The following is a 14,113-nucleotide window of genomic DNA, read 5'->3' as shown; positions in this document are numbered from 1 at the left end:
ACGTAAAATGAGCGTCCATTTCGTCGGTCGACCCCGGAGCGCCATGCGCTGGTACGGAAAACTGCTCGGATTCATCGCCGGCGCCCTGCTGTTCCGGCCCAATCCGCTGTTCGGCGCGGTGGTCGGCCTGCTGATCGGCCATGCCTTTGATTCGGATTGGTTCCGCCTGAACAAGGAGAACCCGTACCGGGAGCTGGGGCTGACCTCCGAGGCCACCGATGCCGAGGTCGAGCGCGCCTACCGCAAGCTGATCTCGCAGTACCACCCGGACAAGCTTGGCGGCGCCGCCCCCGAGCTGCAGCAGCAGGCCGAGCAGAAGTCGCGGCGCATCAACGCCGCCTACGACCGCATCAAGACCCTGCGCAAGCGCTGACCCCTTTCCCCTCGTTGCAAGGCCCGGCCATGTCCCACTGCCTCATCGCCCCCTCCATCCTGTCCGCCGATTTCGCCCGCCTCGGCGAGGAAGTCGACAACGTCCTGGCCGCCGGTGCGGACTGGGTCCACTTCGACGTGATGGACAACCATTACGTACCCAACCTGACCATCGGCCCGATGGTCTGCCAGGCACTGCGCAAGCACGGCGTGACCGCGCCGATCGACGTGCACCTGATGGTCGAGCCGGTCGACCGCATCATCCCGGACTTCGCCGAAGCCGGTGCCACCTACATCAGCTTCCATCCGGAGGCCAGCCGCCACGTGCACCGCACGATCCAGCTGATCCGTTCGCTGGGCTGCAAGCCGGGCATCGTGCTGAACCCGGCCACGCCGGTGGACATCCTCGACTGGGTGCTGGATGACCTGGACCTGGTGCTGCTGATGTCGGTCAACCCGGGATTCGGCGGCCAGGCCTTCATTCCTTCGGCGCTGGACAAGCTGCGCGTGGTCCGCCAGAAGATCGATGCCAGCGGCAAGGACATCCGCCTGGAAATCGACGGTGGCGTGAAGGCCGACAACATCGGCGAGATCGCGGCTGCGGGCGCCGACACCTTCGTCGCCGGCTCGGCCATCTTCAATGCCAAGACCCCTTACCAGGACGTGATCGCGCAGATGCGCGCCAACGTCGCTGCGGCGCGGGGCTGAGGCATGAGCACGGTGGCCGTGTTGAACATCCGCCCGGCCACTGCCGCCGACGCGGGCCTGATCCTGCGCTTCATCCGTGAGCTGGCCATCTATGAGCGGGCCGAGCATTCGGTGCAGACCGACGAGATCGGCATCGCCGAAAGCCTGTTCGGTCCCGACGCAACTGCCCGCGCGCTGATCTGTGAAGCCGATGGCGAGGCCATCGGCTATGCGGTGTATTTCTACAACTACTCCACCTGGCTGGGCCGCAAGGGCATCTACCTGGAAGACCTGTATGTCAGCCCGCAGCAGCGGGGCGCGGGCGCTGGCAAGGCGCTGCTGAAATACATCGCGCGGCAGGCGGTCGCCGAAGGCTGCGGTCGCTTCGAATGGTCGGTGCTGGACTGGAACACGCCGGCCATCGAGTTCTACACCGCAGCGGGCGCGAAACCGCAGGATGAGTGGACCGTATACCGGCTGCAGGGCCAGGCGCTGCACGATTTCGCCAACGGCTGACGATCGCGCCCGGGTGCGACTTCAAAAAAAAGGCCACGCCCATCGTTGGCGTGGCCTCGCTGCATGCGTGGGAGGCTGATCCTGCCTCCATCCGTCGTCCCTGCTATGGCCTTCCATTCTCCGGGAGCTGAATGACACGCATGTGACATTCACTGCCGGCAAACGGTGCGTTGCTAGCCTGTGCCACCCCACACCGGAATCCCCGCATGACCGCACCGCGCTGGCGCCTGATCCTCAACGGCAAGTCCGCAGGCAATGACGAGCTGCGCGACGCGGTGCGCCAGTGGCGGGAGCGGGGCGTGCAGCTGGAGGTACGGGTCACCTGGGAAGAGGGTGACGCCGAGCGTTATGTGGCCGAGGCCATCGACCACGGGGTAGACGTGATCGTGGCGGCAGGCGGCGACGGCACGCTCAGTGCGGTGGCCGAAACGCTGGCCCACCGCGATGAATCCGCCGATGCCCTGCCTTCGCTGGCGTTGGTCCCGATGGGCACCGCCAATGACTTCGCCACCTCGGCGAACATTCCGACCGAGCCGGAGGCCGCGCTCGCGCTGATCGGGCAGGCCACGGCACATGCCATCGATCTGCTGCGCGTGGATGCCGATGGCACACCCTGGTGGTGCGCCAACTTGGCCAGTGGCGGTTTCGGCACGCAGGTCACCGTGGAAACCGATGCCGGCCTGAAGAAGATGCTCGGTGGCCTGGCCTACGTGATCACCGGCATTGCCAAGCTGGGGCGGATCGAGCCGATCACCGCGCGTCTGCACGGTCCGGACTTCGCCTGGGAAGGCGGCTTCATCGCGCTGGGGATCGGCAACGGCCGGCAGGCCGGTGGTGGCCAGCAGCTGTGCCCACAGGCACTTATCGATGACGGCCTGCTGGATGTCACCGTCGTACCCGAACTGGAGGGGGAGGTGGCGTCGACGCTGGGGCAGATGCTCACCGGTGGCAAGGAAGCGGCGCTGGAACGGGTGGCCACCCGCGTCCGGCTGCCCTGGCTGCAGCTCGAGTCGGCGCAGCCACTGACCCTGAACCTGGACGGTGAGCCCGTGCAGGCGCGGCGGTTCCGCATCGACTGCGTGGCTGGTCGGGTGCGCATGCATCTGCCGGCCGATTGCCCGCTGCTGGCCACGTAAGGTGGCTGCCACGCCTGGCGCTGCGGGGTTCCACTCCCGTCCAAGCTGCGATACAGTCAAGGGGTGTCCAGCCTGACGACCCCGCATACCCTTTCTTCCGCACGCCGTTGGTGGCGATGGTGGCCCGTTGCCGTCGTCCGCCCCCATAACGCTGTGTCCCGGAAGGAAAGTCGTCTTGAACTCGCACGCTCAGTTTCAGCTGCAGGCCGCTGAAGGCCACACCCACATTCCCGTTGTCCGCGAAGTGCTGTCCGACCTGGACACGCCGCTTTCGGTCTATCTGAAGCTCGCCGACGGCCCCAATACCTACCTGTTTGAATCCGTCGAAGGCGGCGAACGCTTTGGTCGTTACTCGATCATTGGCCTGCCGGCGCGCCGCGTGTATGCCTTCCATGGCCATACGCTGACCGTGCGCGAAGACGGCCAGGTGGTGGAAACCCGCGAGGTGGCCGACCCGTTTGCCGAAGTCGAGGCGCTGCGCAGCGCCCACTCGGTGCCGAAGCTGGAGGGCCTGCCGGGCTTCACCGGTGGCCTGGTCGGCTGGTTCGGTTTCGAGTGCATCGGCTATATCGAGCCGCGCCTGGCACCGCCGGCCGGCCGCGATGAACTGGGCACGCCGGACATCCTGCTGCTGCACTCCAACGAGCTGGCGGTATTCGACAATCTCAAGGGCCGCCTGTACCTGATCGTGCACGCGGACCCGCGCGTCCACGGCGCGTTCGAGCAGGCGCAGGCACGCCTGGATGCGCTCACCGCAAAGCTGCGTGCACCGGGTGCCGGCTATCCCGCACCGCTCAACAGCGATGTGCTGGATGAATCCGATTTCGTCTCCGGTTTCACCCGCGATGGCTTCGTCGATGCGGTCCAGCGCAGCAAGGAATACATCCGCGCCGGCGACATCTTCCAGGTGGTGCTCAGCCAGCGCCTGAGCGTGCCGTTCAAGGCACGCCCGGTGGACGTGTACCGCGCGCTGCGCGCATTGAACCCGTCGCCGTACATGTATTTCCTGGATGTCGGCGACCTGCAGGTGGTTGGCTCCTCGCCGGAAATCCTGGTGCGCCTGCAGGACGGCGAAGTCACCGTACGCCCGATCGCCGGCACGCGTCCGCGCGGCGCCACCGTCGAGCAGGACCTGGCACTGGAAGCCGAGCTGCTGGCCGATCCGAAAGAACGTGCCGAGCACCTGATGCTGATCGATCTCGGCCGCAACGATGCCGGTCGCGTATCAAAGGCCGGCACGGTGGAAGTGGGCGAGCAGTTCGTGATTGAACGCTACAGCCACGTCATGCACATCGTCAGCGAGGTGACCGGGCAGCTGCAGCCGGGCTTGAGCTATGCCGACGTGCTGCGCGCCACCTTCCCGGCCGGCACCGTCAGCGGCGCACCGAAGATCCGCGCGCTGGAAGTGATCCGCGAACTGGAGCCGATCAAGCGCAATGTGTACGCCGGCAGCATCGGCTACATCGGTTGGCACGGCGATGCCGATACCGCGATCGCGATCCGCACCGCGGTGATCAAGGACGGCCGCCTGTACGTGCAGGCCGGCGCCGGCATCGTCTACGACTCGGACCCGGACAAGGAATGGGACGAGACGATGAACAAGGGCCGCGCGCTGTTCCGCGCCGTCGCCCAGGCCGCCAAGGGCCTGTAAGGCACCCTGCGCCGTGGCCTGCGCTGCGGCACCTTCTGCTGTACCTGGCCCTCTCCCTGTGCGGCACCCACGTGTACGCCCACTCCCGATAAGCGACGGAACCCGACCATGTTGTGGATGATCGACAACTACGACAGCTTCACCTACAACCTCGTGCAGTACCTGCAGACGCTGGGTGCCGAGGTGAAGGTGGTGCGCAACGATGCAATGAGCGTGGATGAGATCGCCGCGCAGAAGCCCGAGCGCATCGTCATCTCGCCCGGCCCGTGCACGCCCAACGAAGCGGGTGTGTCGCTGCAGCTGATCGAACGCCTGGGCCCGACCACGCCGATTCTCGGTGTCTGCCTGGGCCACCAGGGCATCGGCCAGGTCTATGGCGGCACGGTGATCCGCGCGGGCAACATCATGCACGGCAAGACTTCGCCGATCCGCCATGAAGGCAAGGGCGTGTTCGCCGGCCTGCCGGACCGCTACCAGGCCACCCGTTACCACTCGCTGGTGGTGGACAAGAACAGCCTGCCCGATGTGCTGGAAGTGACCGCCTGGACGGAGAACGACGACGGCTCGATCGAAGAGATCATGGGCCTGCGCCATCGCCACTTCCCGGTGGAAGGCGTGCAGTTCCACCCCGAATCCATCCTCACCGAACACGGCCACGCCCTGCTGCGCAATTTCCTGCAGCGACCGGCCGCCTGAGTCCAAGGAGCAATCCCGATGAGCTTCTCCCCCCAGGAAGCCCTGCACCGCACCATCGAGCACCGCGAGATCTTCTTCGACGAGATGGTCGACCTGATGCGGCAGATCATGCGTGGCGATGTTTCGCCGATGATGACGGCAGCCATCCTCACCGGCCTGCGCGTGAAGAAGGAGACCGTGGACGAAATCGCCGCGGCGGCCACCGTGATGCGTGAATTCGCCCGGCCGGTGCCGGTGGCCGATACCTCCAACCTGGTCGATATCGTCGGCACGGGGGGCGATGGTTCGCATACCTTCAACATCTCCACCTGCGCGATGTTCGTCGCGGCGGCTGCCGGCGCGCGCGTGGCCAAGCATGGCAACCGCAGCGTGTCGTCCAAGTCCGGCAGCGCCGACGCGCTGGAGGCGCTGGGCGCGGTGATCGAGCTGCAGCCGGAGCAGGTGGCCGCGGCCATCGAGCGGACCGGCATCGGCTTCATGTTCGCGCCGATCCACCACCCGTCGATGAAGGTGGTGGCGCCGGTGCGCCGCGAGATGGGCGTGCGCACCATCTTCAACATCCTCGGCCCGCTCACCAATCCGGCCAGCGCACCGTCGGTGCTGATGGGCGTGTTCCACCCCGATCTGGTGGGCATCCAGGCGCGCGTGCTGCGCGAACTGGGTACCGAGCGCGCCATGGTGGTCTGGGGCCGCGACAACATGGACGAGATCTCGCTGGGCGCCGGCACCCTGGTCGGCGAATTGCGCGCCGGCAAGGTGCGCGAGTACGAGATCCACCCGGAGGACTTCGGCATCGCCATGTCGGCCAGCCGCAACCTGCGCGTGGATGGCCCGGAGCAGTCCATTGCCCTGCTGCGCGCGGTGCTGGACAACGAGCCCGGCCCCGCGCTGGACATCGTCGCGCTCAATGCCGGCGCCGCGCTGTACGTGGCCGGCGTGGCCGACGACATCGGCGATGGCCTGGCCCGTGCCCGCGCCGCCATCGCCAATGGCAGCGCCCGCCAGCGCCTGCACCAGTACATCGAGACCACCCGCGCACTGGTTGCCTGAGCGCGTGGTTCAGCCTGACCCCGTCGATGGCCGATAATGGCCGTCCTCACCGCCCCCGCACCGAACCGAAGACGATGAGCGACATCCTGCAGACGATCCTGGCCCGCAAGGCCGAAGAAGTAGCCCAGCGTCGCGCCCAGCGCCCGCTCGAGGAGCTTCAGGCCGCCGTGGCCAGCGCCCCGCCGGTACGTGGCTTCGTGCGCGCGTTGCAGGCGGCGGTGGCCAACGGCGACCCCGCGGTGATCGCCGAAGTGAAGAAGGCCAGCCCCTCCAAGGGCGTGATCCGCCCGGATTTCCGCCCGGCCGACATCGCGGTCAGCTACGAGTTCGGTGGTGCCAGCTGCCTGTCGGTGCTGACCGACGTGGATTTCTTCCAGGGCGCCGACGCCTACCTGCAGCAGGCCCGCGAGGCCTGCACGCTGCCGGTGCTGCGCAAGGACTTCGTGATCGATGCCTACCAGGTGTACGAGGCGCGCGTGCTGGGCGCTGACTGCATCCTGCTGATCGTGGCGGCGCTGGACGATACCCAGCTGGCCACGCTGTCGGAACTGGCACTGTCGCTGGGCATGGACGTGCTGGTGGAAGTGCACGACATCGACGAGCTGGAGCGTGCGCTGCAGGTGCCGGCGCCGATGATCGGCATCAACAACCGCAACCTGCGCACCTTCGAGGTCTCGCTGCAGACCACCCTGGACATGCGCCTGGCCGTGCCGCGCGACCGCCTGCTGGTGACCGAGAGCGGCATCCTCGGGCCCCAGGACGTGGCGCTGATGCGTGATGCCGGCATCCACGCGTTCCTGGTCGGCGAGGCCTTCATGCGCGTGGAAGAGCCGGGCGAGGGCCTGCGTCAGCTATTCTTCGCGGCATGAAAACGCATTACCCGACGCCACGCGCGGATGCGCCGCTGGTGGTCTTCGACTTCGATCACACCCTGTACGACGGTGATTCGGGCACGCACCTGTTCGCCTCGCTGATCAAGCGCAACCCGTTGCGCATGCTCGCGGCGCTGCTGGTCACCCCGATCGCCGGGCCGATGGTGGCGATGCTGCCGACCCGCCGTGCCGGCATTTCGATCTACGTGTGGATCGGCAGCTTCGGCCTGCATCGTGCGCGCGAGTTCAACCGGGTGATCGACGCCTACGTGATCAGGAACGAGGCGCAGATGCGCGCCAAGCTGCTGCCGCAGGCGCTGGAGGTGTTCGCCGCGCACCGTGCAAAGGGGGATCGCGTGGTGGTGGCCACGGGCGCCCCGCCCGAACTGGCCCGCGCGATCCTGGCCTTCGTTGCGCACCAGGACGTGCCGGTCATCGGCACGGAGGTCGGGCCGCGCCTGGGAGGGGTGGGGCCGACCCGTCACTGCCACAACGAAGAGAAGATGCGCATGCTGCGTGAACGTGGCTATGGCGACATCGACATTGCCTACTCCGACAGCACTGCGGATCTGCCGCTGCTGCTGGCGGCGAAGGCGCCGGTGGTGGTCAACCCGAAGCCGGGCAAGGTGGCGTTCTTCCGCAGCGTACTGCCGGCGGGCACCCGCATCCTCAACTGGGGCTGCGTCGACCGCGGCGGCGACAAGGCCTGATCCACCCGGCGCGCCCGGGGGGGGGCGCCGGCCGCCCCCCCACCCCCCCCGCGCCCCGCCCCGGGCGCGCCCGGGGGGGCGGCCCCCGCCCCCCCCCCCCCCCCGCGCGGCCCCCGGCCCGGCGAATCCGCAAGCCATCCGGTAGCGCCGGGCCATGCCCAGCGGGCGCGGAGCGCGGTCACCGCGCCAGGTACCCGGTCACCGCGTGGCCGATCTGGAACAGGCTGATGCCCAGTACCAGCACGCCAACCGCGACCAGTACCCAGCGTTCCTTGACCCGCTTGACCAGGATCGCGGCCACCGGCGCGGCCATCATGCCGCCGATCAGCAGCCCGGCGACGATCTGCAGGTGCTGCACCCCCATCGACAGCAGGAAGGTGGCCGAGATGGTCAAGGTGACCACGAACTCGGCTGCGTTGACCGTGCCGATCGTGGTACGGGCCTGGCCGCCACGCGCCAGCAGGGTGGACGTGGCGATCGGGCCCCAGCCACCGCCGCCGCTGGCGTCCAGAAGGCCGGCGAAGAAGCCCAGAACCGGCACGCGGCGGATCTCGCCGCTGGGCATCCAGCGCCCGGCAGCACGGGCCAGGATGACGATGGCAAGCACCAGCAGGTACAGGTAGATCAACGGGCGAATGAAATCGCCGGGCAGTTGGGCGAGTACATAGGCACCGATCGCACCCCCGATCGCGCCGGGCAGCGCCAGGCGCACGAACAGGCGCTTATCGACATTGCCAGCCGCAAGATGCGACACACCGGAGGCGCCGGTGGTGAACACTTCGGCGGTGTGGATGCTGGCGCTGACCTGGGCCGGCGGCAATCCCATGCTCAGCATCACCGACGAGGAGACCAGGCCGAAGGCCATGCCCAGCGCGCCATCGACGAGCTGCGCACCGAGGCCGATGAGAATGAACCACCAGAATTCGCTGCTCAGTTCCATGCACCGAGCCTAGCGCGCGAAGGAGTGCGGACCAAGGTCCGCACCCACCGGGTGCTCAACGTTCAACGGGTGCCGTAAAGCACCACGGTCTTGCCGCGGGCATGCAGCAGCCCGTCGGTCTGCAGCTTCTTCAGCACGCGGCCGGCCATCTCACGCGAGCAGCCGACCAGGCGCGCCAGTTCCTGCCGCGAGACGCGCAGCTGGCTGCCCTGCGGGTGGCTCATCGCCTCCGGCTCCTGGGCCAGATCGTGCAGGGTGCGCACGATGCGGTCGGTGACGTCCAGGAACGCCAGGCGGCTGGCCTTGCGGCTGGTGTCGAGCAGACGCTTGGAGATCTGCTGGCCCAGCGCATACAGCAGGCGCGGAGCGTCGGCCGACAGCGGGCCAAGGAACAGCTGATGCAGGCGCTCGTAGCTGATCTCGGCCAGCTCGCAGGCGGTGCGGGTCCGCAGGATCACCTCGCGGCGGTCCGATTCCACGAACAGGCCCATCTCGCCGACGAACTCGCCGGCACCGAAGTAGCCCAGCACCAGCTCACGATCGTCATCTTCCTCGGCCATGATCGAAACCGAGCCGCTGATGACGTAATACAGGGTTCCCGCCGGGTCTCCTGGTCGGAAGACGTCGGTCCGGGTGGGATATCGCCGCCTGTGGCTGTGCGCCAGGAAACGATCGATTGTTGCGATATCCAGGGCCAGTGGACTGCTAGCTAGGCGCACGGTTGACACGATAGGGGCGCTCCCTCTGCGCATGAACGGATTCACGGGGTCGATAGCGGAGCTTAACCAGCGCAATTGTTAAGGGCAAACAGTGTGCCAGAACTCTTGCGTCTTCACGTTCCCCCCGGGGGCGGTTTGCCCCATAATTCACCCTTTCTCTTCTTACACAGGAATCGACCGCCGTGGTCAAGCCGTTGCCTCGCCTGAGGTTGCAGGGTTTCAACAACCTCACCAAGGCGCTGAGCTTCAACATCTATGACGTGTGTTACGCGCGCACCGAAGAGGAGCGTCAGCGTTACATTGAATACATCGATGAAGAGTACAACGCCGACAGGCTGACTCAAATCTTGACCGATGTCGCCGAGATCATCGGCGCCAACATCCTGAACGTGGCCCGCCAGGACTACGATCCGCAGGGTGCCTCGGTGACCATCCTGATCTCCGAAGAGCCGGTGATCGACAAGAAGCTGGCGGGCAAGGAGCTGATCTCCGACGCCGTGGTCGCGCACATGGACAAGAGCCACATCACCGTCCATACCTACCCGGAAACCCATCCGCAGGAAGGCATCGCGACGTTCCGCGCGGACATCGACGTGGCCACCTGTGGCGTCATTTCGCCGCTGAAGGCCCTGAACTACCTGATCGAGAGCCTGGAATCGGACATCGTGATCATGGACTACCGCGTCCGTGGCTTCACCCGCGATGTGAAGGGCAAGAAGCACTTCATCGATCACAAGATCAATTCGATCCAGAACTTCCTGGCCAAGAACATCAAGTCGCGTTACGAGATGTTCGACGTCAACGTCTACCAGGAGAACATCTTCCACACGAAGATGCACCTGAAGGACTTCGACCTGGATCAGTACCTGTTCGAGGAAAAGGCCAGGAACCTGTCGTTCAAGGAACGCATGAAGATCGAGGCGCTGCTCAAGCGCGAGATCGAAGAGCTGTTCCACGGTCGCAACCTGTCCGAGTAACACCCCTGTGCGATGCCGGCAGGCATCGTCACCCAGGCGGGACGACCCGCCCCGTGGAACCTGCGTGCTGCGCAATTCATAGTTCCACGGCGATGTACCGACCTACGGCCCGGTGTGAAGACACCGGGCCGTTTCGTTTTTCAACCACTAGGTAAGGACCCCCACCCATGCCCTGGATCTACCTGCTGCTGGCCGGCCTGTTCGAGATCGGCTTCGCGCTTGGAATGAAGTACTCCGAAGGCTTCAGCAAGCCACTGCCCACGGCCGCCACGGTCGTTTCCGCGCTGATCAGCCTGTACCTGATGAGCCAGGCCATGAAGAGCATTCCGGTCGGCACGGCCTATGCCATCTGGACCGGCATCGGGGCCATGGGCGTGGCAGTGCTGGGCATCTACCTGTTCAACGACAGTGCTTCACCGGCCCGCCTGGCCTGCGTGGGCCTGATCGTCGCCGGTGTGATCGGCCTGAAGCTGGTGTCGCCGAACTGAGCCGGCGCTGAGGCGTCCAATGCCGCGTTGCCGGCAGCGCCGGGCCATGCGCGGCGGCCGTTCAGAGGCGGTACGCGATGGTCTTCATCACCTTCGAGGCCAGCGCCATCGCCCCCGGAATCGGGAAGGGCAGGCGGCGGGCGCCGGCCTGCTCGGCATGGTCCGCATGCCGGGCCTCGTCCTGCTTCATCACTTCGATGACCGCGCGGCTGCGCAGGTCGGCGGCCGGGAGATCCACCAGATGCTCATCCAGGTGGGCCTCGACCTGGCGTTCGGTCTCGACGACAAAACCCAGGTTCCAGCCATCACCGCGCAGCCCGGCCAGGGTGCCGATGGTGTAACTGCCTGCGTACCAGAGCGGGTTGAACAGGCTCGGCCGGCTGTCCAGTTCGGCCAGCCGGGTGGCACACCACGCCAGGTGGTCGGTTTCCTCCTGCGCTGCCTCCAGCAGATGCTCGCGGGTGGCCGGGTCGCGGGCCACGGCGGCCTGGCCGAAATACAGGCCCTGCGCGCAGACCTCGCCGACGTGGTTGATCCGCATCAGCCCGGCCGCATGGCGGCGCTGGCGGGCGTCCATGCCCGGCTCGTCGGTGTCCACCGCCGGATAGGGGCGGCTGGCCGGCGGGTTGCCGAACACCGTGTCCAGGGCGCGCTGGGCTTCGGTCAGCAGGTGGTCCAGCGGGGTGGTCTGGCGGAGCACGGTCATGGCGATACGGTGGGGCGGGAGACCCGCCGATTCTCGCCCGCGCCCGCGCCCCTGCCAACCCGGGACAGGGGGCGGCTTGCGCCGGGGCCTGGACCTGCGTACAATCCCGCCTCTTGCGCTTCACCTTTCACAACGCGTGGCAGAGTTCCGGCGAGTCCTTCGCCGCAATGAGCCCGACCTAACCTAGAGTTCTTCATGAGCACTTTCACTGCCAAGAACGAGACCGTCCAGCGCGACTGGTACCTCGTCGACGCCGAGGGCAAGACCCTGGGCCGTCTCGCCACCGAGCTGGCCCGCCGTCTGCGTGGCAAGCACAAGCCGGTCTACACCCCGCACGTTGATACCGGCGACTACCTGGTCGTCATCAATGCAGAAAAGATTGCCGTCACCGGCAAGAAGCTGCAGGACAAGATGTATCACCGTTTCACCGGTTACATCGGCAACCTGAAGACCGAGTCCCTGGCCCAGGCGCTGGAGCGCCACCCGGAGCGCGTGATCGAGATCGCCGTGAAGGGCATGCTGCCGAAGGGCCCGCTGGGTCGCCAGATGTACCGCAAGCTCAAGGTCTACGCCGGCACTGAGCATCCGCACGCCGCACAGCAGCCGCAGGTTCTGGATATCTAATCATGGCTATCACTCAAAACTACGGCACTGGCCGCCGCAAGTCCTCCACCGCTCGCGTGTTCCTGCGCAAGGGTTCGGGCAACATCACCGTCAATGGCCGTCCGCTGGACGAGTTCTTCGGTCGTGAGACCGCGCGCATGATCGTGCGCCAGCCGCTCGAGCTGACCAAGAACACCGAAAGCTTCGACATCCTGGTCACCGCCACCGGCGGCGGCACCACCGGCCAGGCCGGTGCGATCCGTCTGGGCATCGCCCGTGCGCTGGTCGAGTATGACGAAACCCTGAAGTCCGAGCTGCGCAAGGCTGGCTTCATGACCCGTGACGCCCGTGAAGTCGAGCGTAAGAAGGTCGGTCTGCACAAGGCCCGTCGCGCCACCCAGTTCTCCAAGCGCTGATCCACTGCGCCTGGCTGGGCTCCTCCGGGAGCCCGCTGGTTGGAAAAGCAAAAGCCCGGCTTCCGCCGGGCTTTTGTCGTTTCGGGATTGTGCATTGGAGAGGGTAGGGTCAGGGCCTTTGCCTGCGAGAAGGATCCGACCCCGGGGTTCTCTCTGGAGGGGAGCCCCCTTGATGTTCAAGGGGGTGCGCCGACAGGCGCGGGGATAAGGTGGAATGCGCGACCAAATTAAACGCAGAAGGCCAGATCTTTCGATCTGGCCTTCTGCGTTTAATTTGGCTGCCCCGGATGGATTCGAACCACCGAATGCCTGAGTCAGAGTCAGGTGCCTTACCGCTTGGCGACGGGGCAATGTATCGTGTAACTATTTTCTCACTTTTCACGCTGAAAAACAACTTCAGCATGGTGGCTATGGGTGGACTCGAACCACCGACCCCAGCATTATGAGTGCTGTGCTCTAACCGGCTGAGCTACATAGCCTTGGTGAGCCCGCTATTCTGCTGATACGCCGTGGGACTGTCAACACATTTGTGCCGCGCTTGTCGCCTGACAGGCGGCGTGGGATAGTCCTGACCAGTAGATTTTTTTAGGAGTCCGCATCGTGATCGATCCGGACGGCTATCGACCGAACGTCGGCATCGTGCTGATGCGGCAGGACGGGCAGGTGTTCTGGGCACGACGCGTGCGCCGGGATGGCTGGCAGTTCCCGCAGGGTGGGATGAACACCGACGAGACACCCGTCGAGGCCATGTATCGCGAACTGCAGGAAGAGACCGGCCTGCTGCCTGAGCACGTGGAAGTGCTGGGGGCAACGCCCGGCTGGCTGCGCTACAAGCTGCCGGCGCGGGCGGTCCGCCGCAATGAACGGCAGGTCTGCATCGGCCAGAAGCAGGTCTGGTTCCTGCTGCGCCTGACCGGTGACGAATCCCATGTGTGCCTGGACCATACCGATTCGCCGGAGTTCGATCACTGGCGCTGGGTGGATTTCTGGTATCCGGTGGAGCATGTGGTGATGTTCAAGCGCGGCGTCTACGCGCGCGCGCTGCGACACCTGGCGCCGCTGGCGCGCGGGGTGGCGGGGCAGGGCGTCACCGCCATGCCGAAGAGCGCAGCGGAAGCGTGGATGCCCGGCAATACCGCGGGCCACGACCGTCCGCGCAAGCGGCCGCGCAGCAGGGGCTACTGGCCAAAAAAGGCGCAGGAAGGACCGACGAGCTGACCGCCTGAACGGTATCGAGAATGGTTCAGGTCTCTGATTGACAACCATTCTCGTTTCCATTGGAATAGCGACCAGGCCGCTTCTGGCCTGTCAGCCCGGTTCCCGCCTGTGTACGTCTGCATCTGCAACGGAGTCACCGACCACCAGATCCGCGAAGCCGCCAGCCATGGCGTGACGTCGGTGGCCGAGCTGACCATGCGTACCGGATGCGGCGCTACCTGCGGGTCCTGTCTGGACATGGCCGGCGAGCTGCTGGCCAAGGCACGTGCCACCCACGATCTGCCGCTGCCGGTACTCGGTCTGGCCCAGGTCGCCTGACTGTTTTTTCCGCGGTGCGTTGATACCGCGCCTGCGCA

Annotated in this window: 18 protein-coding genes and 2 tRNA genes; 15 read left to right on the top strand and 5 right to left on the bottom strand. The window is 66.1% G+C overall.

What is annotated here, in order from left to right:
- Positions 1 to 43: 43 nt before the first annotated feature.
- From ACVOME_RS00890 to ACVOME_RS00850, 9 genes are all read left to right on the top strand, one after another.
- Positions 44 to 373 (top strand): J domain-containing protein, encoded by a 330-nt coding sequence (locus ACVOME_RS00890; protein WP_005411327.1) that lies wholly within the window; start codon positions 44 to 46, stop codon positions 371 to 373.
- A 29-nt stretch (positions 374 to 402) separates the two neighbouring features.
- Positions 403 to 1,080, top strand: coding sequence for a ribulose-phosphate 3-epimerase (gene rpe / locus ACVOME_RS00885; RefSeq protein ID WP_065174373.1), 678 nt, complete (start codon positions 403 to 405; stop codon positions 1,078 to 1,080).
- A 12-nt stretch (positions 1,081 to 1,092) separates the two neighbouring features.
- Positions 1,093 to 1,575, top strand: coding sequence for a GNAT family N-acetyltransferase (locus ACVOME_RS00880; RefSeq protein ID WP_065174518.1), 483 nt, complete (start codon positions 1,093 to 1,095; stop codon positions 1,573 to 1,575).
- A 206-nt stretch (positions 1,576 to 1,781) separates the two neighbouring features.
- Complete coding sequence (yegS, locus tag ACVOME_RS00875; protein WP_283219186.1) at positions 1,782 to 2,711, top strand: lipid kinase YegS; 930 nt, start codon at positions 1,782 to 1,784, stop codon at positions 2,709 to 2,711.
- A 175-nt stretch (positions 2,712 to 2,886) separates the two neighbouring features.
- Positions 2,887 to 4,362 (top strand): anthranilate synthase component I, encoded by a 1,476-nt coding sequence (gene trpE / locus ACVOME_RS00870; RefSeq protein WP_065174375.1) that lies wholly within the window; start codon positions 2,887 to 2,889, stop codon positions 4,360 to 4,362.
- Positions 4,363 to 4,470: 108 nt separating this feature from the next.
- Positions 4,471 to 5,058: an anthranilate synthase component II gene (locus ACVOME_RS00865; protein ID WP_065181530.1), complete on the top strand. Its 588-nt coding sequence runs from the start codon at positions 4,471 to 4,473 to the stop codon at positions 5,056 to 5,058.
- 18 nt (positions 5,059 to 5,076) lie between these two features.
- Complete coding sequence (gene trpD, locus ACVOME_RS00860; protein ID WP_476340197.1) at positions 5,077 to 6,108, top strand: anthranilate phosphoribosyltransferase; 1,032 nt, start codon at positions 5,077 to 5,079, stop codon at positions 6,106 to 6,108.
- Between the two features lie 74 nt (positions 6,109 to 6,182).
- A complete protein-coding gene (gene trpC / locus ACVOME_RS00855) occupies positions 6,183 to 6,977 on the top strand; it encodes an indole-3-glycerol phosphate synthase TrpC (protein WP_164151962.1) in 795 nt (264 codons plus the stop codon).
- A complete protein-coding gene (locus tag ACVOME_RS00850; protein WP_053515578.1) occupies positions 6,974 to 7,690 on the top strand; it encodes a haloacid dehalogenase-like hydrolase in 717 nt (238 codons plus the stop codon). The genes trpC and ACVOME_RS00850 overlap by 4 nt, the downstream gene beginning before the upstream one ends.
- A gap of 178 nt (positions 7,691 to 7,868) precedes the next feature.
- Here ACVOME_RS00850 and ACVOME_RS00845 read toward each other — a convergent pair whose 3' ends face one another.
- Together ACVOME_RS00845 and crp are read right to left on the bottom strand one after the other, a co-directional pair.
- On the bottom strand, positions 7,869 to 8,630 hold the full coding sequence (locus ACVOME_RS00845; RefSeq protein ID WP_065181533.1) for a sulfite exporter TauE/SafE family protein: 762 nt from the start codon (positions 8,628 to 8,630) through the stop codon (positions 7,869 to 7,871).
- A 62-nt stretch (positions 8,631 to 8,692) separates the two neighbouring features.
- Positions 8,693 to 9,382 carry a cAMP-activated global transcriptional regulator CRP gene (gene crp / locus ACVOME_RS00840; protein WP_010482649.1) on the bottom strand — a complete coding sequence of 230 codons (690 nt, stop codon included), beginning with the start codon at positions 9,380 to 9,382 and terminating at the stop codon, positions 8,693 to 8,695.
- Between the two features lie 149 nt (positions 9,383 to 9,531).
- On the opposite strand from crp, the gene speD reads away from it, so the two are divergent.
- Both speD and ACVOME_RS00830 read left to right on the top strand, forming a co-directional pair.
- Entirely contained in the window at positions 9,532 to 10,326 is a 795-nt protein-coding gene (speD, locus tag ACVOME_RS00835) for an adenosylmethionine decarboxylase (protein ID WP_019661504.1), read from the top strand.
- A gap of 167 nt (positions 10,327 to 10,493) precedes the next feature.
- Complete coding sequence (locus ACVOME_RS00830) at positions 10,494 to 10,814, top strand: DMT family transporter (RefSeq protein WP_005411314.1); 321 nt, start codon at positions 10,494 to 10,496, stop codon at positions 10,812 to 10,814.
- 61 nt (positions 10,815 to 10,875) lie between these two features.
- Here the strand turns inward: ACVOME_RS00830 and coq7 are convergent, their stop codons facing one another.
- Positions 10,876 to 11,520 carry a 2-polyprenyl-3-methyl-6-methoxy-1,4-benzoquinone monooxygenase gene (gene coq7 / locus ACVOME_RS00825; RefSeq protein WP_053515583.1) on the bottom strand — a complete coding sequence of 215 codons (645 nt, stop codon included), beginning with the start codon at positions 11,518 to 11,520 and terminating at the stop codon, positions 10,876 to 10,878.
- A 195-nt stretch (positions 11,521 to 11,715) separates the two neighbouring features.
- Between coq7 and rplM the strand changes: the two genes are divergently transcribed.
- Together rplM and rpsI are read left to right on the top strand one after the other, a co-directional pair.
- Entirely contained in the window at positions 11,716 to 12,144 is a 429-nt protein-coding gene (gene rplM, locus ACVOME_RS00820; RefSeq protein ID WP_005414692.1) for a 50S ribosomal protein L13, read from the top strand.
- Between the two features lie 2 nt (positions 12,145 to 12,146).
- Positions 12,147 to 12,539: a 30S ribosomal protein S9 gene (gene rpsI, locus ACVOME_RS00815; protein WP_053515585.1), complete on the top strand. Its 393-nt coding sequence runs from the start codon at positions 12,147 to 12,149 to the stop codon at positions 12,537 to 12,539.
- A 275-nt stretch (positions 12,540 to 12,814) separates the two neighbouring features.
- Here rpsI and ACVOME_RS00810 read toward each other — a convergent pair.
- Together ACVOME_RS00810 and ACVOME_RS00805 are read right to left on the bottom strand one after the other, a co-directional pair.
- Positions 12,815 to 12,889, bottom strand: a tRNA-Gln gene (locus ACVOME_RS00810).
- A gap of 52 nt (positions 12,890 to 12,941) precedes the next feature.
- Positions 12,942 to 13,018, bottom strand: a tRNA-Met gene (locus ACVOME_RS00805).
- 121 nt (positions 13,019 to 13,139) lie between these two features.
- Between ACVOME_RS00805 and ACVOME_RS00800 the strand changes: the two genes are divergently transcribed.
- Together ACVOME_RS00800 and ACVOME_RS00795 are read left to right on the top strand one after the other, a co-directional pair.
- A complete protein-coding gene (locus ACVOME_RS00800; RefSeq protein WP_053515586.1) occupies positions 13,140 to 13,757 on the top strand; it encodes an RNA pyrophosphohydrolase in 618 nt (205 codons plus the stop codon).
- A 108-nt stretch (positions 13,758 to 13,865) separates the two neighbouring features.
- Entirely contained in the window at positions 13,866 to 14,075 is a 210-nt protein-coding gene (locus ACVOME_RS00795; RefSeq protein WP_032951724.1) for a (2Fe-2S)-binding protein, read from the top strand.
- Positions 14,076 to 14,113: the final 38 nt, after the last annotated feature.

The sequence above is a fragment of the Stenotrophomonas sp. STEN008 genome, assembly GCF_056760435.1.
Note: the sequence above shows the minus strand (reverse complement) of the source record. Positions and strands in the feature narration are given on the sequence as shown.